The organism is Filomicrobium sp., assembly GCF_025698805.1.
GTDB lineage: Bacteria > Pseudomonadota > Alphaproteobacteria > Rhizobiales > Hyphomicrobiaceae > Filomicrobium > Filomicrobium insigne.
The window spans coordinates 771144-797130 of the sequence record NZ_JAILWT010000001.1 but is presented as its reverse complement, the minus strand read 5'-3'; the positions used below and the strand labels follow the sequence as shown (position 1 = coordinate 797130).

Here is a 25987-nt window from a genome sequence, read left to right as displayed (position 1 = left end):
CTTCTCCCTTCAGATTCTAAATCAATTTTTGAAGGTTTCTATTTTGACTCTTAGGAATGCGGATATCGGGGATATCCCAGGTTTCCCACAAGAAGCGCAAGATAGCTCGACCATGTACGATGTTGACCGCAACATCTGGTCACGTCACGTGCCAATGGGCACTAGAGGAAGAAACCTCATTGATTGTCAATTATTTAAGAATACTCATCCTTGACCGCCCACTAGGCAAAGCCTGTGAATAGGGTTGGGATATCCATGAAAGGCATGGGAGACGGTGGGTATTTCGGCGCGTTGTCGAAAAGTCGCTGAGCTCCACATCGATTGTGGGTATCGTCGTGGACAATACGCCGGTTATTCTGGAGTCCACGATAGGCCCGCCAGGACCGCTATTTCTGTTCAACGCTTTTCCACATATGGCAAACGTGACTCCGAGCTACTACCACCTGCATCTCGTATCAGATGCAACTGGTGAAACACTGACGACCATCGCTAAAGCTGCTGCGGTCCAGTACGCCCAGGTCCGGCCGATCGAGCACGTGCATCCGCTCGTTCGTACCCAGCGCCAGCTTCAGCGTACGTTGCAAGAGATCGAGCAGGCCCCGGGCATCGTGCTCTACACCGTGGTCAATCAGGACCTCGGGGTCATCCTTGAGGAACACTGCAAGAAGCTGAAACTGCCCTGCTTGGCGGTATTGCAGCCCATCATGCAGGTCTTCGAATCCTACCTTGGCGCGCCGACAACTCCAACCGTTGCCGGTCAGCATGTGCTTGATGCCGATTATTTTCGGCGGATCGACGCCCTTAACTTCACGATGGCGCATGATGACGGCCAATTGCCCGCGGATATCAATCAGGCCGACGTCATTGTCCTTGGCATCTCACGGACCTCAAAAACACCGACGAGCATTTATCTGGCCCAACGTGGCTACAAGACTGCAAACGTGCCGATTGTGCCCTCGATTCCTCTGCCCGCGGTATTAAGTGAACCGCATACCGCTCTCGTCGTTTGCCTTGTCGCGCAAGCTGATAGGATCTCAGAGGTGAGACGGAACCGGGCAATGCTGCTAGCTGATCGTGACCTGGGCGACTATGTCGATCGCGATATGATCTTGGCTGAGATTGCGCATTCACGCCGAATTTGTGCCAAGCATGGCTGGCCCGTGATTGATGTCACCCGCCGCTCTATTGAAGAAACGGCCGCGACCATCATCAAGCTATTGCACGACCGCCGTACCGGCTGGGCAAAGAAGGAGACCGGCGATGCTTGAAACATCGCAACTCATACTCGCGTCCGGAAGTCGCGCGCGTTACTCGTTGCTCAAATCAGCAGGCGTAGCTTTCACGGTTATCCCGGCGGATATCGATGAAACGGCCGTCAGGGAAACCCTGACGAGCGACAATCCGGAAATCGACCCCGTCGACGTCGCGGATGTCCTCGCGCGTGTCAAAGGCGAGGCTGTCTCCGCTGCCAACCCCGACAGCTTGGTTATCGCTGCAGACCAAGTCCTGGCCTTAGGACCGGAAATCTTCAGCAAGCCAGCCGATTTGGAGGACGCGCGCGAGTGTTTAAAGAAATTGCGTGGTCGAACACACCAGCTTCACTCGGCCGTCGTCCTTGCTGAGAATGGCGAAGTAACCTGGGCGCACGTCGAAACAGCGGATATGACGATGCGCAACTTCTCGACCACGTTTCTCTCGGAGTACCTCGTGAAGGCGGGAGAAGCTGTGTGCCACTCCGTCGGCGGTTATCAGCTCGAAGGCCAGGGCATCCAGTTATTCGAAAAGATTGATGGCGATTACTTCACCATCCTCGGGTTGCCACTTCTTCCGCTTCTTGCGGAGCTCCGTCAGCGTGACGTCCTGACGAGCTGAAACGGAACAACAAGACAGTTGGGGAGGGCAGCGATGATCGCGGCTGCAGACGTATGAAGCGAGCCTGTGTCATCGGTTGGCCAATAGAACACTCTCGGTCTCCGCTAATCCACGGTTACTGGCTAAATAAGTATGGCGTCTCGGGAGAGTACACGAAGGTCGCTGTTCACCCCGATGAGGCTGCAGCATTTCTGTCGGGACTGGCAGACAACGGTTTTGCCGGCTGCAACGTCACTGTTCCACTGAAAGAGATTGCCTACAAGGCAGCCGACCGGCGCCTGCCATCCGCTGATGCGGTCGGGGCCGCCAATACGGTCTGGCTGGAGAATGGGCAGGTGTGTGCTGAGAACACCGACACCTACGGCTTCATGACTCATCTCGCGCAGTCGGCGCCCGATTGGCAGAAGGGCTCTGGACCGGCAGTAATCCTCGGCGCCGGTGGTGCCGCGCGCGCCATCGTCCACGGCTTGCAGGAGGCGGGCGTTGACCACATCGTCGTCTTTAACCGCACAGCGGAACGGGCGAAGGCGCTAGCACGCGATTTCGGATCATCCGTCGAAGCCCGGGAATGGGATGCACGCGTTGATGCTCCTGCGTGGGCGCGCTTGATCGTCAACACGACCACAATCGGTATGAAGGGTGAGGGAGATCTGGGCCTCGATTTCAAGTCGGCCGCAAAGAGCTGCGTCGTCGCCGATATCGTCTACGTACCGTTGGAAACCGGACTTTTGAAAACTGCGCGCGAACACGGGCTGACGGCCGTTGATGGGTTGGGAATGCTCTTGCATCAAGCCGTGCCAGGGTTTGAGCGCTGGTTTGGCGTTCGCCCTGAAGTCACCGATGATTTGCGCGCCCGGATCATCGCGGATTTGGTAGGGCCCTGATGCTGATCATCGGACTGACAGGCTCTATCGGAATGGGAAAGTCCACAGCCGCCGAACGTTTTCGACACAACGGCGTCGCCGTGTTCGACGCGGATGCCGCTGTGCACGAACTCTATCGGGGTCCTGCTGCACCATCGATAGAAAGAGCTTTCCCTGGAACAACGGAAAACGGCGTTGTGGATCGTCAGAAACTCGCTGCCGCTTTGCTTGAGGCCCCAGAAAAGTTCCGCCAGCTCGAAGATATTGTCCACCCGATGGTTCGCGAGGTGGAACGACAATTTCTGCGCGATCAGGTGCAGGCTGGTGCCGAACTTGCCGTCCTCGAGATTCCGCTCCTGATCGAAACCGGTGCTGACAACATGGTCGATGTTGTCGTTGTTGTAAGCGCGGAGCCCGACACACAACGAAAGCGCGTATTGGATCGGTCCGGTATGTCCATCGAAAAGCTGGAACAGATTTTAAGCCGTCAGGTGCCTGACGCGGAAAAACGAAAACGCGCCGATTTCGTTGTGGATACGAACGGTCCAATAGAGAGCGCTCAGTCGGCCGTCGATGCTATTGTCCAGAAGTTGCGTGAGGATAAGGGGCGAACCTACGCGCACCAGGCTTATCACCGCCATTGGTCGTGAACGTTAGTCTGGTCTGTAATGGTCGGACTGCGGGGGACTTCAACCAATGCAACGCGAAATCGTTCTCGATACCGAAACGACGGGTCTCGACCACGCGCGTGGTGATCGCATAATCGAAATTGGCTGTATCGAACTTCTCAATCGCATACCTACAGGGCGCGAATTCCATTGCTTCATAAACCCTGAGCGGGACGTTCCAGCAGAAGCAGAGGCTGTGCACGGTCTATCGACGGCGTTCCTGGCCGACAAGCCCCTATTTGCTGCTGTTGCCGATGAGTTCATCGACTTCATTGGCAACGATGTGCTTGTCATCCACAACGCCACCTTCGACATCGGCTTCCTGAATATGGAGCTCGAGCGATTGGCGAAGCCGCGGATCAGCCACGACCGTGTAGTTGACACGTTGGCCCTGTCGCGTCGCAAACACCCAGGTGGCGTTCACAATCTTGACGCGCTCTGTAAGCGTTATGGCATCGACAACTCCAAGCGCACGAAACACGGCGCGCTTATGGACTCGCTCCTGCTGGCAGAGGTCTATGTCGAGTTACTTGGTGAACGGCAGGCTAATCTGCAACTTGGCCGCAGCAATGCCAATGGCGCGTCGGCTTCAGCCGCGAGCGGCGGAGCCGTTGTAGCCGCCAAGCGTCCAGCCCCTTTACCATCGCGGCTGACTGCCGACGACGTGGCGGCGCATCGCTCGTTCATAGAAAGCCTGGGAGAAACGGCGCTATGGCGCCGCTATCTCAATGGCCAGACCGAGACTTGAGGGGGCTGTCAGCCCCAGATCAAGCATGACCCTTCACAGCGCCGCCTTCTTCTTTGGCACCGGCTTCCTGCTTGCGCCGCATAAAGAGGCTTGCGAAATCGATCGGGTCGAGCAACAGCGGCGGAAAGCCACCTTCCCGCGTCAGATCAGCTACGGTTCGACGAAGGAACGGGAAGATCAGCGTCGGGCAATTGATAAGCAAGAATGGCTCGAGGGCCTCGTTCGGAATGTTCTTTAGGCGGAACAGCCCCGCGTAAACAATTTCCAACTGGTAGATGGTACCCATCTTGTTGGTGGCGAGTGCTTTGAAGTCGATGGCGCTCTCGTAGAGCTCGTCGCTGACACGCTTGGCGTTGACGTTCACCTCAAGCTGCATATTCGGGCTCTCACCGGGCCCATCAATGAGCTTTTCAATATTTGGGTTCTCGAAGGAGAGATCCTTGATGTATTGGGCAGCGACTTGAATTTGGACGCCCGCAGTCCCCTTTTGTTCCGCAGGTGCAGCATCCTGGGACTTACCGTTTGTGGAATCCGTCATAATTGTCTCGATTCATTCACGATGAGATTGAAGTGCACCGTCGAGCGGCTGGCAGAGGTGGCTAACACAGGCTGCCCATATGCCGCAATCGCACAACACACCGCCTAATGCACGATCTTGTGTTAAGGCACAAACGCGGCGCTCTCACGTTTTAGATTTTGGGTCGGAATCGTTATCGTCGAGGCGTTTGAATTCGCCTTCTATGACAACGCCATCCCCCGAACGTGCGCGAGAGCTATCAGGCTCATCCGCTGTGTCCGGAGGCGGACGCTCGCCAAAAACCATGACGTGCAGATTGCCCGATTTCACCATCTTTCCAATTATCGCCCGCGCGATAAGCCGCCGCAAAAACGGTACAAGCAACACGAGGCCGATCGCATCTGCGACAAGACCAGGGCTGATTAGCAAGAAACTCGCGATGAGCAAAAAAGCCCCGTCGATAACCGGCTCGATGGGTGTGCGTCCTGCCGCAAGTGCGTCGTTGGCGCGCATGAGCACGCCGAGACTCTGTTGACGCAAAACAGCGAAGCCTAGAATAGCCGTACCGATCACGATCATAACGGTCGGCAAGACACCGATAAGCTGCCCAACCTTGATTAACACCGCGATCTCGATTAGCGGAATCGCAATGAAAATGAGCAAAAGGATGAAGCGTGAAGGTGAAAACATGTACCGCGGCCAACAGTTTTGGTCGATGTTGTTTGTGAGCCTTTACCGCAAACCAGATAATTCTGACGTCAATGCAGTTGGCTTCGCCATCTTTGTGCCCTAAGTTGACAGGGATACCAACCCAGATTGAACGGCGCGTTAAGCGGGTCGCCGGCTAGGTTGCGGCGAACGACTAGCCAGAGCGTTGGCGCAGCCCCACATATCCCTAGGTCACTTGATCCCAACCGCCGCCTGGAAAGCTAAAGACACATGTTTGGCGAGATTGATCCTATCACGCTTATTTCGCTGATTATCGCGGTCGTTGCGATTCTTAAGTTGCGCAGTGTTCTCGGACGTCGCACAGGCGATGAAGAAAACCGCATCGAGAGAATCCGCGCTGAGCATCGCGAAGCTGCCGCCGCTTCCGATAAAGTCGTAACACTACCGCGGCGTGAAGACGCTGAGACCTATCAGCCTGCTGAAGGCGATGGCCGAAACGCGGTCGCCGAGGTTGAGGCGAAGATCCGCAGCTCTTATCCCGATAGCGATCAGTCCCTGCAGCAAGGGCTGCTAGAGATTCTGAAGCAGGACTCCGATTTCGACCCACAGCAGTTCTTGCAGGGCGCTAAATCAGCTTACGAAATGATCGTAGTAGCGTTTGCTGAAGGCAATCGCCGCATGCTGAAGGATCTTCTCGATCCGGACGTATACGATGGTTTTGTCGCAGCTATTGCGGATCGCGAAAGCCGTGGTGAACAGGTCGACCAAAGCTTCGTTGGCATTGAGAAGGCCGATATCGTTGAGGCAGAAGTGCGTAATGGCGCGGCCAACATTACGGTACGGTTTGTGAGCCAGCTTATTTCTGCGACTCGTGATCGCGCCGGGGCGATCATCAGCGGTGATGATCGGCGCGTTAAGGACGTCACCGATATCTGGACGTTCAGTCGGGACATTTCTTCAGCACGTGCACGTGCGAACCCGAACTGGAAATTGGTCGCAACTCAGGCTTCAAATTAAAGCTTGTGACGCGGCATAATTTTCACGTGAATCAAGAGACGACCGCGATACGGATCGTAGAATGCGCTCTTCAGAACCCTTTCAAAAAAGGGTAATGGCAGATGGGTGCTCCGCGTATTTCGTTCGAACCTGAGACTTTTGCAGAACTTGAAGGCTGGGCAGGCGACGACCATGCTGCGGCCTTCGTTGCATTCTGTAAATCAGCCCCCCGCGTAATCGAACGCGCCACCGCCACTTCAACGAACAGCCGTCCGCAGCCTTCAGAAGCTTTGCTCAAAGCTTGCCGCCGGGCCTGTGAGCTAAGTCGGGTAAATCAGGGGAGCGTATCAGGGGATGTTGCGCGTCAATTCTTCGAAGAAAACTTCACACCCTACCGTCTGAGTTACGAAGGTGCGCCAGGAATCCTGACGGGCTACTATGAGCCTGAGCTCTCCGGCGCCCGTCGACGATCCGATAAATTTTTCGTTCCGGTCTACGCCCGTCCTGATGACCTTGTAAATCTCATTGATGAGGCGGAGCGCGGAGCCCGCGCCGGTGAACGAACTCACGCACGTCGGACTGCTGAAGGTCTCAAGCCCTACTTTACGCGCGCGGAAATCGATCAAGGCGCGTTGGAGGCGCAGGGTCTCGAGTTGCTGTATGTCGAAGATCCCATCGACCTGTTTTTCATGCAGGTGCAGGGATCCGGACTGATCCGATTCGAGGATGGCAGCACTGTCCGCCTTACCTATGCTGGTAAAAACGGTTTCGACTACACGTCGATTGGCCGCTTTCTCATCGACAACGGCCTCTTCCCAAGTGAGGACATGACGCTCCAGGCGTTGATTGATTGGTTGAAGGCCGATCCGATCCGCGCCCGGGATGTTATGTGGAAGAACGAATCTTATGTGTTCTTCAAGGAGCTGGGGCCAGTCTCGGAATCCGCCACTCTCGGCGTTGACGGTATTGCGCTTAGTCCGGGCCGCAGCATTGCAGTCGACACGGCGTTTCATGAGATCGGTACGCCGATTTTTGTCCGAGCACCTCGGCTAACACATGCGGACGACTCTTCAACCGGCTTTAACCGTCTCATGATCGCTCAGGACGTCGGCTCGGCCATCAAAGGTCCTGAACGCGGCGACCTGTTCTTCGGAACAGGATTGCAAGCGGGCCAACGGGCGGGTCAGACCAAGCACGAGGGCCGATTTATCGTACTGCTGCCCAACGGGCCGAGAGCCGCAAGGAGCACGTCTGAAACGAACGCGACACCTTGAATGACAAAGCGCCGGTTACGATCCGACAAGAACAAGCTTCTTTCTGAAGAGGATATAGCGCTTTGGCGTCACACGACCGAGCGTCTTGATCCCTTACGCACCGGGAAGAAGTCGAGGGTGATCTTCGGGACGAGCGTCGAACTTCGCTCAAGCACGGCATCTGCTCAAGCGGAGAACAGCCCGGCAGATGTCAAGTTAGATCGCACGCAGATTAAAAAAGCCCCTCACCCCAACAAATTACATCGTCCCTCGCCAACGCCCCCATCTAAAACCCCACACCTCGCTCAATTTGATCAGCGTGCCGCGCGTCGTATTCGCTCAGGGCGAACAGAGATCGAAGCACGCATTGATTTGCACGGTATGAGGCAGCACGAAGCCCACTCGGCTTTGCGCGCGTTCTTGCTCGGGTCGCATGCACGCGGTTTGCGCTGGGTACTCGTCATTACAGGTAAGGGGGGCAGTTCTGAACGTGATGATCGGGACATTACCCACTGGAATACGCCAGAACGCGGCGTGCTCAAAAGAAACGTGCCTCGATGGCTGTCTGAGCCCGACATGCGATCCCTGGTTGTCAGTTATACGACCGCGTCGCTTTCTCACGGAGGCGAAGGCGCACTGTACGTCCAGTTGCGCGCGAAAAGGCGATGACTGGGTGTTTGGATTCAATCGCCTCTTACAAACTTGAAGTGTGAGGAACGCTGCCCACATAGGACCAACGCATCAAAAGGAGAAGTTGCCCTATGAAGTGCCCGATCGATGATACCGAACTCAAAATGACAGAGCGCCAAGGCATCGAGGTGGACTACTGCCCAAAATGCCGGGGCGTGTGGCTGGACCGTGGAGAGCTCGACAAAATTATCGAACGTTCGGGCGAAGGGGAACAGCTTGTGAAGCAGGTCACGGAGCCACGGCATAGGGACGGCGATAGGTATCGCGAGGAACGCCGGGACGATCGGCACTATGACTCCGGTGACCGGCACTACGGCAAGAAGAAGAAGTCATCCATATTGAGTGAGATTTTCGATTTCTAAGCGAGGATTGAAAAAGCCACGGAGCGGACTCGTCCGAACTCCGTGGCTTTGAAATTTGAGGTCGCCTCAACGTGCTGGCGCAAGCAAGGCTGCTAAGTTAGCCCCTTATGGGCATTCGGAAGCAAGACCCTGAAGCGCATTTGAAATGCCCATAAGGGAATAGTTGTCGGCAGTCGCTGTTCCCTTCTCGGACGTCGCCTCAACTTTCATGATGGTGCCGCGCTTCATCGCGTCGATGAGTTTCAATTCTTGCGTCGGATCAGCGACAAACGCTTTGTCATCCTTTGCAAATAGATCGAACTTGGCACCACCGATATCGACCGTGACAGTGCTACCCTTCTTGATCGGATAACCGAGTCGGATACTGACTTCTGACTTCACACCGTCCTTGGGCCAGGCGGATATGTAAAAGAACACAGCGTCCCGCTTGGAATCGACCGGTGAGCTTTCCTTGGGTTGTGACGCGGCGAAGCAAATTTTCTTCTGGGCCTCTTCGTGAGAGAATAGGCTCCAATCTCTAAAAGTCTTCACCAGATTGGCGGCGGACGCGGCACTAGTGGCGGCAACTAAAATCGCCACGGCAATGGCGGGCGAAACAGTCCATCTGCTGTCTGGTAAAAACATGAGTCTGATCAGCGTCCTCTGCATTTAATTCCCCACCCAACCCATATAGAAAAAATAGGCGGGTCTTGTCACCCTCGTACCGGATTGGAGCAGCGCCCTTGCAAATTTGCAACGCTCGCGCTGTCTGGCCCTCCCTCACTCAGCGGCCGATCTGCGAACCGCGCCAAACACCTAACGCGATCATACATCACAATCGCACCGGCCATTGCGACATTGACACAGAACCGCGTCGGGATCTTGACGACGTAGTCGCATCTTTCCAGGAGTTGGGGAGAGAGTGAACCCATTTCCGGGCCAAGAACGTAGGCAGCCTGCATTGGATGTCGAAAGCTGGGCAGGTCGATGGCGTCATCGAGCAATTCGACTCCGACAAGTTTGCAGCCCGAGGGCAATGCCATTTCATCGAGACTGCGCCAATTGTAGTGTGGCAGGTGCGCTTGGCCCTTCGAGGTGTCTGCGCGCGCCTCGAGAGCCTGATAGGTGGCGCCCACCGTAAAGGTGAAGCTCGCTCCAAATCCGTGCGCGGAACGCATCAAGTTGCCGAGATTGAGAGCTTTCGACATACGCTCAGCACCGATCGCGAAATAGCCGCGTGGCGTCGGCGGCCAGTTTGATGTCATGGTTTTCTCTTGCGATAAGAACGGGGTGGGCATCCAATCACGCGTCGCCGATCTGACGGCGGAATACATTGGCTGTCCGGGTTTCAACTAAGAGGTTTCACATGAGGGCACTGTTGTGCAAGTCCCTTGACGGTCCGGCAGCCCTGGAATTGGCTGACCTACCTGATCCAATCGCGGCCAAGGGGCAAGTTATCGTTGCGGTACGCGCAGCGGCCCTCAACTTTTTCGACACGCTCATCACGAGGGGAAAATATCAGCACAAACCTGATCTGCCGTTCTCACCGTCAGGGGAGATTGCGGGTGTGGTGGAGGCTGTAGGCGAGGGCGTCAGCGGATTGGTACCGGGAGATCGAGTGGCCGCATATCTCGGATGGGGCGGCGCGCGAGAGAAAATTTCCGTTGCAGCCGAACACCTTGTCCACATTCCAGACGGTGTGAATTTCCAGACGGCCTCTGGTGTCGCAATCACATATGGCACTGCGCTGCACGGGCTGCGAGACCGCGCTAAGGTGCGTTCCGGCGAAACGGTCGCTGTACTGGGAGCATCCGGTGGCGCCGGCCTAGCGGCCGTCGAAATTGCCAAACTTCTCGGAGCTCGGGTCATCGCGGTCGCATCGTCGCCCGAAAAACTCGAGATTTGCCGTCAACACGGCGCCGACGAGACGCTGTGCTACGCCGACACGGATTTGAAAACTGGCCTGCGCGAACTCACGAATGGCATCGGTGTCGATGTCGTTTACGACTGCGTTGGCGGCCCGTATGCAGAACCAGCGATCCGCGCCATGGCTTGGGAGGGCCGCTTTCTCGTCGTAGGTTTTGCCGCGGGCGAGATCCCTCGACTCCCACTCAATCTTTTGCTTCTGAAGGGATGCGCGGCGTTAGGTGTTTTTTGGGGTGAAGCAGTTAAGCGTGATGTTACACGCCATCGCGAAAATCTCAGCCAACTCCTGAGATGGGTGGCTGATGGAAATCTAGCACCTCGAATTGGCGCCGTTTTTCCCCTGGAACGTGGAGTTGAGGCCTTGCAGCTCATCGATCAGCGTAAAGCGGCAGGAAAGATTATACTTGAAATATAGTTCATCAAATAAGGTTTACCCTTAAGCAAGGTGAAGAGCCGTTGCGGCACTCGCCGCAAAAAATTGTTAGCTGCGATACGCAACCCATTGGCAACTCGATCGTTGCTTAACTCAAGGAAAGATCGCATGCGGGCTGCCGACGTGTTTCCGGTTGCGATCAGATTCAGGCAGTGATTCTATTTTCGCTCCAGCGTTGACGATGTTTAACCTCTTCCAGTTTTTGCAAAGCAATTTTCTCAAGGTGTCTTTTGTCACCCTGCTCGTCGGGACCTTATGGGTTACGTTTGCTGTTACCTATGCATTGTTCCGCGATACAACCAATCCCACCACAATGGCGGCCAAAGCATCGATCGTGACGGTTCAAGCCACAGCAACTAAGCCTTCTGAAAACTCGGCCGATGGTTACCAGTTCTGGTTTAGACAGCGCACATCGAAACCGTTCACGGTGCCCGTTGAACAGGCGTTTGCGCAGCCACCATCTCGCCAACCCGCCTCAAAATAAAAGACTCCGCCAGCGGATAGTTAGCGTTCCTCTCGGCCACCCCATCCTTCAGTTCACAAATTATTTGGGATCGCGCACGATGATACGCGGACGATCTCGTCCCTAGCCTAGGAGACGGGCATCCTTGGAGTGTTCGGGGTTGGGTATGCGTTGGACTTTGCGCGGCGCGGGTTGGGTTGCCGTTTGTACAGTAACCTTGGTTGGGCCGGACGCGCACGCCCAATCACTACTGCAAAACCTCTTTGGATTTGCCTCTGGTCCGCAAAAGCCAACCGTTTACCGTTCATCTCCTCGCAACAGCCACCCGACGTGGCAATCCGATTATGACATCCGGGAATCTCAGATTAGCCCAGCGCGGTACCGCACGATGTGCGTGCGCATGTGCGACGGGTACTACTTCCCCATAAGCTCGTCCACCATGCGGGGCGCCTTCCACCGTGACGCGGCGAAATGTAAATCGAGCTGCGGAGACGACTCCCGCCTCTTTTATATGCCGGCGAGTGACCCCGACCCAGAGCGCATGGTTGACCTAACCGGCCGCTCCTATGCCACTCTGCCAACCGCATATGTCTATCGTAAACGCCTTATTGATGGGTGTTCCTGCCGGCCTATGCCGTGGTCGTCGAGCGAGCGGTTACGTCATCTGCGCTATCGCTACGAGGCTGAGATGGCCAAGATACAAGAAACACGGCCACTAACTTTAGCGAAGGTTCAATTGGAGCCGTCGGAACCTAGCATCACGGAGAGCGAGAAGTCTGAAGAGACGATCACGGCGGACGCTGGCTCTGAAATGGAAGCTGAAGCGTCACCGCTTCAAAACACCCGCACCGCCGCAAACCCAATCGTCTCACGTGGCCAGCCAAAACACTCACGGCGCCGACCCTCAAACAGAGATCACAAGCGCAACCCGTCAAAGCCTGCGTCCAGCCAGTTCAACGGCTGGGGAAGTGGAACATCGGCTTATACGTGGCCCGGCGACGCACCTCGGAGCTATCGCTGAGCGCCTATTGCCTAGCCGGGCCCATAGGCCATCAACCCCTGGGCGTTGCCACCGCCAAATAGGGGAAAGGTCTCCTCGACAACATATGGACCACCCCCGACCTTTGGCTTCGAGGAAAACAGCGTGAAATGCGTCACGAGGAAGGGTTCCGAGCGATAGCCGCCGAAGTGTTCGAGATACCGAGCAACGACTTCGGGACGGGTGGACTTCAACCGCGCGATCGTAACGTGGGGTTTGAACTGACGACCTTCGGGCGGGAGACCGGCAGACCTCGCAGCGCGTTCATGAGCACGCGCGAGTTGTTCCAGTTCCGGACCAGCTTCGATGCCGGCCCAAATCGATCGCGGCTCTTTTCCACCGAACGTACCGAGCCCGGAAATGCGGGCATGAAAAGCGTTCACGTCGATGCCCGCAAGCATATCGGCGAACTCGCTCGCGGTCCGATTGTCGATGTCGCCGACGAACCGCAGCGTGATGTGCATGTCGTCGGTATCGATCCAGCGAGCGCCGGGAAGAGGTTGCTCCATATCGGCGAGATCGTCGCGAAGATCTTCAGGGAGTTCGATACCGGTAAAAAGACGAGGCATGGGTGTAACCCTCCGCTGTCATATGACAACTTTTATGTAGTGGTTTTTACCTGAACGGCCTCTGACTCCACCTCTTGAAAAAAATGGGAAACGCAGCGTCTCACCCAGACTTCGCTTCCGCAATCAGTTCTTCAACCTTTGGCAGCATGCGCCGGACGATTTCCGCCACACCTTTGCGATTGGGGTGCATTCCATCGTCAAGACTAAGCGCAGCGTCAGTCGCTACGCCTTCGAGGATGAAAGGATAGTAGAGTGCACCATACGTCTTCGCCAATTCTGAGAATATGGGGTCAAACGCATTCGAATACGCTTCGCCCCAGTTCTTTGGCGCGATCATGCCGGCAATCAGAACCTTGATGTCGCGTTCGCGAAGCTTCTCAAGGATCTGCTCAAGGTTCTTTCGCGTTAATTCGGGGTCTATGCCTCGGAGGGCATCGTTGGCCCCGAGTTCAAGGATAACGGCGTCGGTGTCCGTCGGGATTGCCCAGTCAAAACGTGCAAGCCCCGCGGCCGTCGTGTCACCTGAGACGCCGGCATTCTCCACAACGACCGAGTACCCACGTTTTTTCAAGGCAGCTTCAAGCTGAATAGGTAAAGCCGCGGACGGCTCAAGCATGTAACCTGCGGTCAGGCTGTCGCCGAAAGCCACAATCTTCAAAGGCTTGTCGCCTGCCCGGGCAAGTCCCACATCCAACGCCATGAACACCGTCAGTCCTATGGAGATAATCGCAAGCCAAGCTCTTATGGGAGCGACCCCGGACATCTCACCAAAGTGTGCGCGAAATCTCGACTTCATCACGATAGCGCCTCAACCCTCATCCATTGGCATTCAAACCAGCGTTACGACGTGGTTGGCTTGCTGACATCCACAGCATTGCCGCATTACCATCGGCCGGACTTTTCTGGAGGTTCCGTACACGTGCCTGCTCCCATTGTCTCATTGGACAACGTTCGTCTCAGTCTGACCAGTCGCGCCGGTGCTGTCGAAATCCTCCGCGGCATCACGCTGGATCTGACACCGGGCCAATCTGTGGCGATCCTGGGGCCGTCCGGATCTGGCAAGACATCGCTGCTGATGGTACTAGCCGGCCTCGAACGCGCGACCAGTGGTCGCGTCGTCGTGTCGGGGCAGGATCTTTCCAAACTCGACGAAGACGAGCGCGCGCGTCTGCGCGGCACTGAAATCGGCATCGTTTTCCAATCCTTCCACCTCGTTCCGACGATGACGGCGCTTGAGAATGTTGCACTCCCGCTCGAATTCCAGGGATCGCCTGATGCGGCCTCCCGTGCCCGCGAGTTATTGGGTGAAGTTGGACTTGGGTCTCGCCTGCAGCATTTTCCAGCCGAGTTGTCCGGTGGTGAGCAACAACGCGTCGCGTTGGCCCGCGCTTTATCCACCAAGCCCCGCTTGATTCTCGCTGACGAGCCGACCGGAAATCTGGATGGCGAAACCGGACGGCACATCATCGAGCTTCTCTTTGGACTGCACGGTCGTTCCGACGCCACCCTCATCCTGGTGACTCATGACGAACGATTGGCCGAACGCTGCCAGCGTACTCTCCGCATGACCGATGGCATCATTTCCGCGGATGATCTGAAGGACGCGGCCTGAGCATGGCCGGCTCAAGTGTTGCCTCTGCGGCGAAGGAAACAGCATGACGGCAGTCGAAGTGGCGCAATCCACCAATCGTGAACGGCGTTCGGTTCTTCCGCTGCCGCTGCGCTTGGCTGGCCGGCAGATGCGCGCTGGGTTCGATGGCTTCATTATCTTCATGCTGTGCGTCGCGCTGGGTGTCATGGTGATCACGGGCGTTGGAACGCTGGCGGACTCGCTCAATCTGGGTCTTGAGCGCCATGGCCGCACGATCTTGGGCGGCGACATCGCCATCTCCAGGATGCACACGCGTGCGAATGCCGAGGAACGTGCGATCCTTGATGGGGTGGGTAAGATCAGCGAAACCGCGACAATGCGGATCATGGCGAAATTGCCCGATGGCAGCGATCAGATGCTTGCGGAGCTCAAGAGCGTCGATGGAGCCTATCCGCTAGCGGGACGTCTTGAGCTTAGCGGAGGTGCATCTCTTCCAGATGTATTGCGCGACAATGGCGCCGCCGTGGAACCCATCCTGCTCGAACGACTTGGGCTGAAAGTCGGCGACAAGATTACGGTGGGCCAAGCGCAACTTGAGATTCGCGCTTTCATTGAGAAAGAGCCCGAAGGACTAGTCGATCGCCTCACGTACGGGCCGCGCGTACTTGTGTCCATCGCGACATTGCAGAATACCGGCCTCATACAACCCGGTGCCCTGGTGCGATGGCGCTACGCCCTGGCGCTGGGCCCGGATCGTGAAACACCGAAAGACCTAATGGACGCGCACGAAGCACTCAAGGCAGGACTATCGAATGGCGGCTTTACGATAGGGGATCGACGTGATCCGTCGCCAGAGATCCGCAAGACATTGGATCGGCTGAGGCAATTCCTGACGCTCCTCGGCTTGGCCGCTTTAATTGTGGGCGGCGTCGGTATTGCCAATGCGGTCGCTCAATTTGTGGACCGCAGACGCCGCACCATCGCGACGATGCGGGCGATAGGTGCCACGAGCCGTCAAATCTTTGCGGCCTTTCTGGCGCAAATCCTGGCTATCGCCGCAATCGGCATCGCCATTGGGCTGGTTGCCGGCACCCTGATTCCCGCTGTGCTCCAGGCACAATACGGGCACTTGCTACCGTTACCCACGGAACTCACGGTCTCACCCATGAGCCTTGCGGCTGCTGCGGGCTATGGCTTGCTGGTCTCCCTTCTATTTTCAATCTGGCCGTTGGGTCGTGCCGAACAGATTTCTCCGGCTGTCCTGTTCCGCGATGAGGTGGGCAACACGGGTGGACTGCCGAGCCTCGCCATCATGATCGCGACGGGCGGACTGGCGCTGGCACTCGCCGTTATTGCGATCTTGAGCGCGGACACGTCCAAAATCGCAATTTATTTTTGCGCTGCGTTGGTTGTTGTTTTGTTGGTTTTTTATGCGCTCGGCTTAGCCGTAACATGGGCGGCAGGGAAAATTCCCCGATCAAAATTGCCGGAATTGGCAATTGCGATTGGGAATATCGGAAGTCCTGGCGGATTGACCCGATCGATTATTCTTTCTCTTGGAGCGGGACTTTCATTACTCGTAGCAGTGGCACTGACTGATGCCTCATTGGTCGAGGAATTGAACGGAAAGCTTCCTGAAAATGCACCCGACTATTTTGTGCTGGATATTCCCAAGACCGAAATCTCTACTTTTCGCGACAACATTCTAGCTAAAGTACCCAGCGCCACGGTCAAGGAAGCACCGATGCTGCGCGGCCGGCTGATCAAACTCGGCGACCGTCCTGTAGAAAGCATCAAGGCGCCACCGGATGCGGAGTGGGTTTTGCGCGGTGATCGCGGCATCACCTATTCCACAGAAGTCCCGGACGGTTCGCGTGTAACGGCGGGTGAATGGTGGCCAGCTGATTATGGCGGAGAGCCGCTTGTCTCCTTTGAAGTCGACCTTGCGAAGCTCTTGAACTTGAGCATCGGCGATACAGTTACGGTCAACGTCTTGGGCCGCAACATCACAGCCCGTATTGCAAACCTGCGCGAACTGGATTGGGACAGTCTCTCAATCAATTTTGTGATGGTGTTTTCCCCAAACACGCTGGCTGGCGCGCCAAACAACATGCTTGCGACGATTGCGTTGCCCGACAATGTCGACATCAAGCAGGAAGCCGCGTTGGCCAAATCGGTAGCGCAGTCGTTCCCGACAACCACCGTCATCCGAGTTCGTGATGCCATCACGGCATTTAACGACGTCTTCGAAAAGATCATCACCGCGATCCGTATCGCGAGTGGTGTTACTCTATTGGCAGGCGCTCTCGTACTCGCAGGCTCTCTGGCTACAGCGCAACGTCGCCGCATTCTAGAGGCGGTGATTCTTAAGGCGTTGGGCGCCACGCGCCGTCGGATCCTGCTCGCTCATGCGATAGAGTATATGCTGCTCGGTCTATTGACAGCAGGATTTGCTATTGTGCTTGGCACGATGTCGGCGGAATTGGCACTCAGCCAAGTGATCGATGTGCCGTTTTTCTTCTCGTTCCAGGCAGTTTTGGAAGCTATTGGGCTCGCATTGGGCTTAATTCTGATTTTCGGCGGTCTGGGGACTTGGCAAGTCTTGCGGGCACGACCTGTGCCCTATTTAAGGTCTCAATAGCACTGAGGTCGTGAAATATACCTTGCCGATCCGTAATTCGATCACTAAGTCAAACTGCAAAAATACTCTTTCGGCTCCTTGAAACGGCGAGCGGAACACGACATATTCCAATCGCAAGCCGAAAAATAATACTCGCACCGGCCATAGGGAATTAACAGATGACCGAATACGAAAACAGGTATGCACAGGCAGCGACCGCTACGACGCGAACAGGCGCGGCCGTAGACGAAGGGCTGCGCTCTTACATGCTGGGTGTGTACAACTACATGGCCGCTGGCGTTGGCCTGACCGGCGTAGTTGCTTACCTGGTCTACACCCTAGCCGTTGTCACGGGGGCTGATGGCAAAGTCGCAGGCCTCACGGAGTTCGGTACGGCTCTTTATGCCTCGCCGTTGAAGTGGGTCGTAATGCTGGCGCCGCTGGCTTTTGTCTTCTTCCTTGGCTTCCGCATTCAAAAGATGAGCATCGGCGCCGCGCAGATGACGTTCTGGGCGTTCGCAGCCATTATGGGCGTGTCGCTCTCCTCGATCTTCCTGGTCTTCACCGGCCAGTCGATCACGCAGGTGTTCTTCGTCACAGCAGCAGCTTTTGCCAGCCTCAGCGCTTGGGGTTACATGACCAAGCGTGACTTGAGTGGTTGGGGCTCATTCCTGATCATGGGCGTTGTCGGCATCATCATTGCCGCGATCGTCAACTGGTTCCTGCAGTCGAGCGCCTTGGCTTTCGCCATCTCTGTTATCGGTGTTCTCGTCTTCGCAGGTCTGACGGCCTATGACACGCAGCGCATCAAGGACGAGTACCTCGCTATCCGTCACGACTCTACGATGGTCGCGAAGGCTGCCATCATGGGCGCGCTCAGCCTTTACCTGGACTTCATCAACATGTTCATGATGCTGCTCCAGCTCTTCGGCAATCGCGAATAAGCGGCATAAGCTACCAATTACACCGAAACAAAAGAAGGGCTCCGACATTAGTCGGGGCCCTTTCTGTGTTGTACCTCTCGAAACGTGTTCGAGAATTAGCTCAGCGCACGACGCGCATGCGGTTCGTTTCCAGAACATCGAGAACGCGTCGCAGATCGTGTCCGCGCTTCAAAATCACACCGGTGGCCGCGATAACGCTATACGCACCCTGCTTGCGTGCCAGCTTCGGAACCTTTTCGATGCGGAGGAGTGGCCACTCGCTAGCTTTGCGGAAGATAGAGAAGACCGCCTTCTCGCGATTCATGTCGATCGCATAGTCTCGCCACTCACCGGCAGCGACCTTACGGCCGTAAACCGCGAGTATTTCTCTCAATTCGTGTCGATTGAAACAGGTCGTCGGGGGAACCTTGTCGGGCCCGGCGGCGATGGCACCAGCGGCTGCATCGTTCGCACGCGGGCGGAGGATTGTTATCGGTTCTGAATCGCTCAAAACGCGCCTCCCTTGTCACAGAGTAGTCATGATCGCCGTATTACGAGCCTATTGCAAGTATTGAAGCAGCCTCTCAAAGGGACGTTCTGGCTAGCCGCATCTCGGAGGATTCGCACACGGAATGACCTTTTATTGGTCAGATTCACGTCGCGGACCGGCCAATCTGAGGCCGCAAATCAAGGGCACATTATCAACCGTTGCGTCTGGGTTCGATCCGCGGGATACGGCTTCGGAACTCTCAGCCCCCCAGCCCCCGGAGTTTACTCGCCGGATCGGACCTGATGACAACGTCTCTCCTAGTTGCCCATTCCCAAAAAGAAAGGCCGGTTCCCCCAACCGGCCCTTTCTACTTTCTGGCCGCCCCTCCTTATTTTTCCGAAGTGGCCATCCGCGTGGCGCACTCCTATATGAGTATCCGGCAATCGGCTCTTGAGCCGAGCCGACGTAGTGATCCGACACAGGGAATTCGGCGAATGAGTTCAGCCACGAACGGCACGGGCAGCTTGGCTGCGTCCGCAATCAACCGCGATCAGAACGACAATCCTCTTCTGAAAACCTGGATCACACCCTTCGGCCTGCCGCCATTCTCGGAAATCGAGCCACGCCATTTTGCTCCGGCATTTGAAGCGGCCATGCACGCGCACGCAGAAGACGTCCGGACGATTGCAGAAAATCCAGAGGCACCAACGTTTGCCAATACTATTGCTGCCATGGATCGCAGCTTCCTGCCGCTCGAACGCGTCGCCGACGTCTTTTTCAATCAGGTCAGTACTTGCGCCACGCCGGATCTGCAGGCGACCGAACGCGACATTGCCCCTGCGCTTGCGGCCCATAGCAGCACGATATTCCTGAACAGCAAGCTGTATGAGCGGATTAAGGCGCTCTATGACGCGAGGGCCGAACTCGATCTGACGCCCGAAGAAGCGCGTGTGCTAGATCGTTACAATACGTGGTTCATACGCGCGGGCGCAGCTCTCGGATCGAAAGAGCGAGAACGCGTTGCGCAAATCGATCGCCGCCTCGCTGAGCTCGCCACCCAGTTCAACCAAAATGTCCTCGCCGATGAGCAGTCTTGGCATCTGCCTCTGATGAGTGATGAAGATCTGGCTGGTCTGCCCCCCATGGCAAGAGCGAACGCGCGCCGTGCCGCAAAGGATTTGGGCCTCGCTGGAGACAATGCCCACGCTATTACCCTTGGCAGATCCAGCGTCGAAGGCTTCTTGACGTTTTCGGATCGCCGCGATTTGCGCGAAGCCGCATTTCGCGCGTGGATCGATCGTGGTGCCGGCGGTGGAGCGACGGACAATAGCGAGACGTTGGCGGAGATCGTTCGTCTGCGCACCGAAATAGCTCGGCTTAAGGGTTATCCAAGTTTCGCTGACTACGTGCTCGCCGATACCATGGCGAAATCGCCAGAAGCGGTGCGCGGTCTGCTGGACCGCGTGTGGCCTGCAGCCAAGAAGCGCGCGATGGAAGAGCGCGACGCACTCGCCGAACGCGCACGATCCGAAGGCGGTAATTTTGCCATTCAGCCATGGGACTGGCGCTACTATGCCGAGCGTGAACGCAAAGTCCGCTATGACTTGGATGAGGGCGAACTACGCGCATACCTCAAGCTCGACAACGTTATCGCCGCCGCCTTCGACACGGCTGGCCGTCTGTTTGGTTTGAAGTTCACAGAGCTGCCGGATGCTCCGCGTTTTCACCCCGACGTGCGCGTCTTCGAGGTCACCGATAAAGACGGTCTCCATGTTGCTATCTTCATGGCGGATTATTTTGCGCGATCGGGCAAGCGTTCGGGCGCCTGGATGACGGATCTACGGGCGAGCCACAAGTTGGACGGCGAGCCGGTTCGGCCGATCATTGTCAATGTAATGAATTTCTCGCGCGGCTCCGATGACGAACCAACGCTGATCTCCATGGACGATGCCCGAACGCTCTTCCATGAGTTTGGCCATGGCCTGCACGGGATGCTGTCTGACGTCACGTATCCATCGGTGGCAGGCACCAAAGTCGCGCGTGACTTTGTTGAACTGCCCTCGCAGCTCTATGAGCATTGGTTTGGCGAGCCTGAGGTTCTGGGCCGGTTCGCTTTGCACTATCAAACCGGCGAGCCCATGCCGCAGTCTCTGATCGACAAATTGAAAGCAGCACAGCAGTTCAATCAGGGCTTCGCGACAGTCGAATACACGGCCTGCGCATTGCTGGATCTCGAAATGCACGCGCTAGAGGAACAGGGCTTATTCCAGCCCGCCGAATTCGAGCGTGATGCATTGGACCGCATCGGTATGCCGGGCGAGATCGTCATGCGCCATCGCCTTCCGCACTTCACACACATCACCGGGGGCTATGCCGCAGGCTACTACAGCTACCTGTGGTCTGAGGTCATGGATGCGGACGCTTTCGCAGCGTTCAAGGAAACCGGCGACATCTACAACCCTGATGTTGCCGCCCGCCTGAAATCGGCGATCTACGCCGCAGGCAACTCCCAGGATCCGCATCAAGCCTACATCGATTTCCGGGGCCGCCCGCCTGAGATCGATGGTCTGCTTGAAAAGCGCGGTTTGGTGAACACCGAATCTGTCGGCTGATCTTATGAAGGCGGAGATCGTCAGGATCTTAAAGGGCAGGGCGCGCTGTTCATAGGCATCTCAGTGCAGCGCGCCTTCGCCATCCAGAACCCAAGTCTGTCGTTTGCCCAGGCCGCGTATCTGGGTGCTTCCTCGCGCACGTGTGAAGAACGATGAACCGAGCTGCTTGTTGGCTTCTTCGGACAAAAGGATTTGACCGGACGGAGCCATTTTTTCGAGCCGCGATGCGTGGTTCACAGTATCGCCCCAGATATCGTAGGCGAACTTATTGAAACCGATGACACCGGCCATCACGGGCCCCGCCGCAATACCGATGCGCAGTTTGATAGTCACGCCCGTCCGTTTGCTAGCGCGTTCTGCGGCGGTCTGCATGTCGAGGGCTAGGCGTGCGAGCCGTTGGCAGTGGTCTGCTGATGTCCGGGGTACGCCCGAGACCGCCATATAGCCATCACCCATCGTTTTTATTTTTTCGACGCCATGCAGCGTCGCGAGCTCATCAAATTCCCGGATCAACTGATTGAGGAGTTTAATCGTCCGTTCCCCACCAAGTCGCTTCGAGATACCGACAAACCCCGTGATATCAGCAAACAGTACAGACGCATTATCGTAAGTATCGATGATCGGCTGGCCGGGGGCTGCTTTAAGACGTTCAATAACGAAATCGGGCAGGATCTTTGCGAGGACGGCCTGGGTTTCGGCCAGCGCTTGTTCGACGCGCATGAGGCGCTCAGCGGATGAAGAGACGGGAGCTGTAAACGACATAACGGGCCTCACGTGCGCTAGGGACACTGATGTGTCGCGCCGTGCGCACAAAAGGTTCAAAGGAGATCGAAAATTTCCTCTTAGGGTTCCACCGGGATGCAGCCCAACACCTCTGGCTTGAGGATCAACCCTATACGGAGCGCTTGGCCTGAGCTGTTACAGCCGGAACACGCGATGATTATCGGATCTGGTCTGCCGAGCGGTTGCTCACGGACGGAACCCTACCAGCCGGACTATTTTTCAGGCCACTGAGCCGCCCCGAGGATAGGACCACCTGGGCCCTTTTGAACAAGCGCCACGCAGCGCTCTGTCTGTCGCCAAAGAACGGACTTGCGTGAAAGCCGAATTTCATCGGGCTCGCCATTCCACATGCCCACCGCCGACATTTCACGTACAACATTGAAATACGTCAGATTGCGTCCGGAATTCTCGCCTCGGCCGACCTCGACCTCGCCCTTCTTTTGAACGACAGCGAGCCATACCGTCGCGTCGCTCACCGGATTGCCATCTTTCGCGGACCCAATGCTTATGACTAGGGCATCGCCATCGCTCACCATTCGCACCGGGACGGTAAATGGCGACTGATCTTTAAGCTTGTTAAGCGCTCGGTCGATCTCATGCTGCTTTGATCCGACCACATGCATCCGGCCATTAACGACAACCTGAGGCGTATAAACGGCGCCGTCGCCTCGCGCGACCGCATAATCGCGTTGTCGCTGAGTGTTACGCGGATTTGAGAACGTGTCCTTCCAGCCAAGATAGTCCCAATAGTCGACAGGTAAGGTCAGTGCGATGACCTCCGGCCGGTCAACGTAGGTTTTGAGGAGTTTGTCTGCGGGCGGGCAGGACGAACAACCCTGGCTCGTGAACAACTCCACGACGCCGACAACCGCTGCCGTCTTTGGTTCAGCACGTACCGGACCGCCCAACGAGGCTGTCATCAGAACACTGAGACCGACATACGCGAACGATGTCTGTCGCGAACGCATCAAAATCAGAACCCCTCTCTAAACTTGCTCCAAGGATCTGAGCCACTATTGGCAGTGCGCCCTTCAATGAAAAGTAACGAATGGGTGACGCTCACGGGTCAGTACAGATCGGAATACAAGCGGGTCGTTATAAATCCTTAGAGTTAAACAAATCGGCACCGCTTCTTATCGATGCGGTGCCGAAGATTCCTAAAGCTTAAGCAGCTTTGGCAAGATTGCGTAGTACGTAGTTAAGAATGCCGCCGTGCCGCACATATTCGAGTTCGTCGAGTGTATCGATGCGGCAAAGGATGGGTACGTCCTGCGTGCTACCGTCGCTTGCGGTCACGCGCGCATTCATTTCCTGGCGCGGTCTGACGTCCGTGAGGCCCTCAATGGTAACGGTTTCGTCACCCTTAAGACCGAGTGAGCGCCACGATTGCCCAGCAGCGAACGTAAACGGCAATACACCCATTCCGACGAGGTTGGAGCGGTGGATACGTTCGTAAGACTGCGCGATGACCGCCCGAACACCGAGCAGCTTTGTGCCCTTGGCAGCCCAGTCACGGGACGAGCCGTTGCCGTATTCCACACCAGCCATGACCACCAAGGGTACCGACTCCTGCGCATACCGCATCGCCACGTCATAGATCGACATAACGTCGCCGGACGGATAGTGAACGCTGAAGCCGCCTTCGCGGACACCTCCTTCGGTAGCTTCCAACATGAAGTTCTTGATGCGGATGTTCGCAAACGTACCGCGCATCATCACTTCGTGGTTGCCGCGACGCGTACCGTACTGGTTAAAGTCGGCTGGCCGCACCTGGTACTCGAGAAGATAAGCGCCCGCCGGGCTGTCTTTCTTAATCGAGCCGGCTGGTGAAATATGGTCTGTGGTGATCTTGTCGCCGAACAAGCCGAGAATTCGCGCGCCTTTGATGTCCTGAACCGGTTCGGGTTGCGGCGTGATGCCTTGGAAGTAAGGGGGATTGCGCACGTAAGTGCTGTCCCCGTCCCAATCGTAGGTCGTACCGGTGCTGGTGGCGATGCCCTGCCAATGTTCATCGCCCTTGAAGACGTCGGCATATTTGCTCTCGAACATCTCACGCGTGACGTTCTTGCTGATGACGTCCTGGATTTCATGGCTCGTCGGCCAGATGTCTCGCAGATAAACGGGTTCACCGTCTGACCCAGTACCTAGCGGCTCCTCGGCGAGGTTCTTTTGAACGCTGCCGGCGAGAGCATAGGCCACGACCAGCGGTGGCGAGGCGAGGTAGTTCGCTTGGACGTCGGGGCTGACGCGACCTTCGAAGTTGCGGTTCCCGGACAAGACGGCCGCCGCGACGACCCCGTTCTCATTGATCGCGTTCGAAATGGGTGCAGCGAGCGGTCCGGAGTTACCGATGCACGTGGTGCACCCGAAGCCAACAAGGTTGAAGCCGAGTTTGTCGAGGTAGGGCTGGAGTCCAGACTTATCGAGATAAGCCGCAACGACTTGGCTTCCCGGTGCCAGCGAGGTTTTGACCCACGGAGCAACGCTCAGCCCTTTTTCAACGGCGTTGCGAGCCACGAGACCGGCTGCGATGAGAACGCTTGGGTTCGACGTATTGGTGCAGCTCGTGATAGCTGCGATCACCACGTCGCCGTGGCCGACAGTGTAATCCTCACCTGCAACGGTGACGCGACGGTCTAGCTCGCCTGGACGCTTGTATTCGCTTGCCAGAGCATCCGCGAAACCGTTCTTGACGTCGGAGAGCGCAATGCGGCCTTCGGGACGCTTCGGACCGGCAAGAGAAGGTACGATATCGCCGAGATCAAGAGACAGCGTGTCGGTGAAGACAGGATCTGCCGCATCACGTTCCCGGAACAGGCCTTGCTCCCTCGTGTAGGCCTCGACGAGCGCGATGCGCTCTTCAGTGCGTCCCGACATGCGAAGATAGTTGAGCGTCTCGCCATCGACAGGGAAGAATCCACAGGTGGCGCCATACTCCGGCGCCATGTTGGCGATCGTCGCGCGATCCGCCAGCGTCATGTTGTTGAGGCCCGGGCCATAGAACTCGACGAACTTGGAGACGACACCCTTCTTGCGCAGCATCTGCGTGACCGTGAGCACGAGGTCCGTGGCGGTTACGCCTTCCGGCAGTTTGCCGGTAAGCCTGAAACCGATCACTTCAGGCAGAAGCATCGATTGGGCCTGACCGAGCATGGCAGCTTCGGCTTCGATACCTCCTACACCCCAACCAAGCACGGCGAGGCCGTTGACCATGGTCGTATGGCTGTCCGTGCCAACGAGCGTATCAGGGTAAGCGACGATTTCGCCGTTGGGCAGTTCGCGGGTCCAAACAGTCTGCGCGAGGTATTCGAGGTTCACCTGGTGACAGATACCAGTGCCCGGCGGAACCACGCGGAAATTGTCGAACGCGCCCTGTCCCCACTTGAGGAAATTATAACGCTCGCCGTTACGGGCATATTCCAGTTCGACGTTTTGTTCGAATGCGAGAGCGGTGCCGTAAGAGTCGACGATCACTGAGTGGTCGATCACCAGGTCGACAGGGACGAGAGGATTGATCTTCTTTGGATCGCCACCCAGGGCGGTCATCCCATCACGCATCGCGGCCAGATCGACAACCGCGGGAACGCCAGTGAAGTCCTGCATGAGAACGCGCGCCGGGCGATACCCGATTTCCGCGCCTGCACTGCCCTTATCCTCAAGCCAAGCAGCGACCGCCTCGATATCTTTTTTCTTAACGGTCTGCCCGTCCTCGTGACGCAGCAGATTTTCAAGCAAAACCTTCATTGAAAATGGCAGACGCGAAATTCCCGTCAGCCCGTTCTTTTCTGCCTCAGTCAGGGAGAAATAGGTATAAGTCTTACCCCCGACGTTCAGGCTTTTTCGGCAATTGAAACTGTCGATGGATTGTTTAATCTCAGCGCTCAAGATCTATTTTCCCCTGCTATCGATTCCAGACTCCGA

General features: G+C 56.6%; 26 protein-coding genes. 16 read left to right on the top strand and 10 right to left on the bottom strand.

What is annotated here, in order from left to right:
* Positions 1-413: 413 nt before the first annotated feature.
* Genes K5845_RS03590 through dnaQ form a run of 5 tightly spaced genes read left to right on the top strand, consistent with a single transcriptional unit; the run spans position 414 to position 4151 of the window.
* Positions 414-1268: a pyruvate, water dikinase regulatory protein gene (locus K5845_RS03590; RefSeq protein WP_046479983.1), complete on the top strand. Its 855-nt coding sequence runs from the start codon at positions 414-416 to the stop codon at positions 1266-1268.
* Entirely contained in the window at positions 1261-1872 is a 612-nt protein-coding gene (locus tag K5845_RS03585) for a Maf family nucleotide pyrophosphatase (protein WP_287958397.1), read from the top strand. Before K5845_RS03590 ends, K5845_RS03585 begins: the two co-directional genes overlap by 8 nt.
* Positions 1873-1925: 53 nt before the next feature.
* Positions 1926-2756: a shikimate dehydrogenase gene (locus K5845_RS03580; protein WP_287958396.1), complete on the top strand. Its 831-nt coding sequence runs from the start codon at positions 1926-1928 to the stop codon at positions 2754-2756.
* Positions 2756-3385, top strand: a complete 630-nt coding sequence (coaE, locus tag K5845_RS03575; protein ID WP_090227077.1) for a dephospho-CoA kinase — start codon at positions 2756-2758, stop codon at positions 3383-3385. Before K5845_RS03580 ends, coaE begins: the two co-directional genes overlap by 1 nt.
* Positions 3386-3431: 46 nt before the next feature.
* Positions 3432-4151: a DNA polymerase III subunit epsilon gene (gene dnaQ / locus K5845_RS03570; RefSeq protein WP_090227074.1), complete on the top strand. Its 720-nt coding sequence runs from the start codon at positions 3432-3434 to the stop codon at positions 4149-4151.
* A gap of 19 nt (positions 4152-4170) precedes the next feature.
* On the opposite strand, the gene secB is transcribed toward dnaQ, so the two are convergent.
* Both secB and K5845_RS03560 read right to left on the bottom strand, forming a co-directional pair.
* Positions 4171-4689, bottom strand: coding sequence for a protein-export chaperone SecB (gene secB / locus K5845_RS03565; RefSeq protein WP_052743710.1), 519 nt, complete (start codon positions 4687-4689; stop codon positions 4171-4173).
* Between the two features lie 144 nt (positions 4690-4833).
* Positions 4834-5358 carry an FxsA family protein gene (locus K5845_RS03560; protein ID WP_046477148.1) on the bottom strand — a complete coding sequence of 175 codons (525 nt, stop codon included), beginning with the start codon at positions 5356-5358 and terminating at the stop codon, positions 4834-4836.
* A gap of 249 nt (positions 5359-5607) precedes the next feature.
* On the opposite strand from K5845_RS03560, the gene K5845_RS03555 reads away from it, so the two are divergent.
* From K5845_RS03555 to K5845_RS03540, 4 genes are all read left to right on the top strand, one after another.
* Positions 5608-6354: a Tim44/TimA family putative adaptor protein gene (locus K5845_RS03555; RefSeq protein ID WP_046477150.1), complete on the top strand. Its 747-nt coding sequence runs from the start codon at positions 5608-5610 to the stop codon at positions 6352-6354.
* 101 nt (positions 6355-6455) lie between these two features.
* On the top strand, positions 6456-7607 hold the full coding sequence (gene mltA / locus K5845_RS03550; protein ID WP_287958395.1) for a murein transglycosylase A: 1152 nt from the start codon (positions 6456-6458) through the stop codon (positions 7605-7607).
* Positions 7608-8255 carry a Smr/MutS family protein gene (locus K5845_RS03545; protein WP_287958394.1) on the top strand — a complete coding sequence of 216 codons (648 nt, stop codon included), beginning with the start codon at positions 7608-7610 and terminating at the stop codon, positions 8253-8255.
* A 92-nt stretch (positions 8256-8347) separates the two neighbouring features.
* On the top strand, positions 8348-8638 hold the full coding sequence (locus tag K5845_RS03540; RefSeq protein WP_046477159.1) for a TFIIB-type zinc ribbon-containing protein: 291 nt from the start codon (positions 8348-8350) through the stop codon (positions 8636-8638).
* Between the two features lie 105 nt (positions 8639-8743).
* Here K5845_RS03540 and K5845_RS03535 read toward each other — a convergent pair whose 3' ends face one another.
* Together K5845_RS03535 and K5845_RS03530 are read right to left on the bottom strand one after the other, a co-directional pair.
* Entirely contained in the window at positions 8744-9262 is a 519-nt protein-coding gene (locus K5845_RS03535; RefSeq protein ID WP_090227065.1) for an invasion associated locus B family protein, read from the bottom strand.
* Positions 9263-9330: 68 nt separating this feature from the next.
* The gene (locus tag K5845_RS03530) at positions 9331-9882 is read right to left on the bottom strand and encodes an RNA methyltransferase (protein WP_244465010.1); all 552 of its coding nucleotides are present in this window, start codon (positions 9880-9882) and stop codon (positions 9331-9333) included.
* 101 nt (positions 9883-9983) lie between these two features.
* Between K5845_RS03530 and K5845_RS03525 the strand changes: the two genes are divergently transcribed.
* The 3 genes from K5845_RS03525 to K5845_RS03515 all read left to right on the top strand — a co-directional run bounded on the left by K5845_RS03525 (position 9984) and on the right by K5845_RS03515 (position 12460).
* Positions 9984-10958, top strand: coding sequence for an NADPH:quinone oxidoreductase family protein (locus K5845_RS03525; RefSeq protein WP_287958393.1), 975 nt, complete (start codon positions 9984-9986; stop codon positions 10956-10958).
* A 199-nt stretch (positions 10959-11157) separates the two neighbouring features.
* Positions 11158-11460 carry a hypothetical protein gene (locus tag K5845_RS03520; protein WP_139165291.1) on the top strand — a complete coding sequence of 101 codons (303 nt, stop codon included), beginning with the start codon at positions 11158-11160 and terminating at the stop codon, positions 11458-11460.
* Between the two features lie 145 nt (positions 11461-11605).
* Positions 11606-12460: a DUF2865 domain-containing protein gene (locus tag K5845_RS03515; protein ID WP_076605283.1), complete on the top strand. Its 855-nt coding sequence runs from the start codon at positions 11606-11608 to the stop codon at positions 12458-12460.
* An 11-nt stretch (positions 12461-12471) separates the two neighbouring features.
* Here K5845_RS03515 and thpR read toward each other — a convergent pair whose 3' ends face one another.
* Positions 12472-13047: an RNA 2',3'-cyclic phosphodiesterase gene (thpR, locus tag K5845_RS03510; protein ID WP_046477168.1), complete on the bottom strand. Its 576-nt coding sequence runs from the start codon at positions 13045-13047 to the stop codon at positions 12472-12474.
* Positions 13048-13147: 100 nt separating this feature from the next.
* Positions 13148-13810: an arylesterase gene (locus K5845_RS03505; RefSeq protein WP_287958423.1), complete on the bottom strand. Its 663-nt coding sequence runs from the start codon at positions 13808-13810 to the stop codon at positions 13148-13150.
* Positions 13811-13966: 156 nt separating this feature from the next.
* Between K5845_RS03505 and K5845_RS03500 the strand changes: the two genes are divergently transcribed.
* From K5845_RS03500 to K5845_RS03490, 3 genes are all read left to right on the top strand, one after another.
* Positions 13967-14659 carry an ABC transporter ATP-binding protein gene (locus K5845_RS03500; RefSeq protein WP_082101020.1) on the top strand — a complete coding sequence of 231 codons (693 nt, stop codon included), beginning with the start codon at positions 13967-13969 and terminating at the stop codon, positions 14657-14659.
* Positions 14660-14702: 43 nt separating this feature from the next.
* Entirely contained in the window at positions 14703-17279 is a 2577-nt protein-coding gene (locus K5845_RS03495) for an ABC transporter permease (RefSeq protein WP_287958392.1), read from the top strand.
* A gap of 158 nt (positions 17280-17437) precedes the next feature.
* Positions 17438-18202: a Bax inhibitor-1/YccA family protein gene (locus tag K5845_RS03490; protein ID WP_046477173.1), complete on the top strand. Its 765-nt coding sequence runs from the start codon at positions 17438-17440 to the stop codon at positions 18200-18202.
* Between the two features lie 100 nt (positions 18203-18302).
* Here the strand turns inward: K5845_RS03490 and K5845_RS03485 are convergent, their stop codons facing one another.
* Positions 18303-18692, bottom strand: coding sequence for a DUF2794 domain-containing protein (locus K5845_RS03485; protein WP_052743712.1), 390 nt, complete (start codon positions 18690-18692; stop codon positions 18303-18305).
* A 473-nt stretch (positions 18693-19165) separates the two neighbouring features.
* Between K5845_RS03485 and K5845_RS03480 the strand changes: the two genes are divergently transcribed.
* Positions 19166-21283: a M3 family metallopeptidase gene (locus K5845_RS03480; RefSeq protein WP_287958391.1), complete on the top strand. Its 2118-nt coding sequence runs from the start codon at positions 19166-19168 to the stop codon at positions 21281-21283.
* A gap of 60 nt (positions 21284-21343) precedes the next feature.
* Here the strand turns inward: K5845_RS03480 and K5845_RS03475 are convergent, their stop codons facing one another.
* From K5845_RS03475 to acnA, 3 genes are all read right to left on the bottom strand, one after another.
* Positions 21344-22045 (bottom strand): adenylate/guanylate cyclase domain-containing protein, encoded by a 702-nt coding sequence (locus K5845_RS03475; RefSeq protein WP_287958390.1) that lies wholly within the window; start codon positions 22043-22045, stop codon positions 21344-21346.
* 233 nt (positions 22046-22278) lie between these two features.
* Positions 22279-23034, bottom strand: coding sequence for a DUF1223 domain-containing protein (locus tag K5845_RS03470; protein WP_090227047.1), 756 nt, complete (start codon positions 23032-23034; stop codon positions 22279-22281).
* Between the two features lie 196 nt (positions 23035-23230).
* Positions 23231-25939 carry an aconitate hydratase AcnA gene (acnA, locus tag K5845_RS03465; RefSeq protein ID WP_090227439.1) on the bottom strand — a complete coding sequence of 903 codons (2709 nt, stop codon included), beginning with the start codon at positions 25937-25939 and terminating at the stop codon, positions 23231-23233.
* Positions 25940-25987 lie beyond the last annotated feature (48 nt).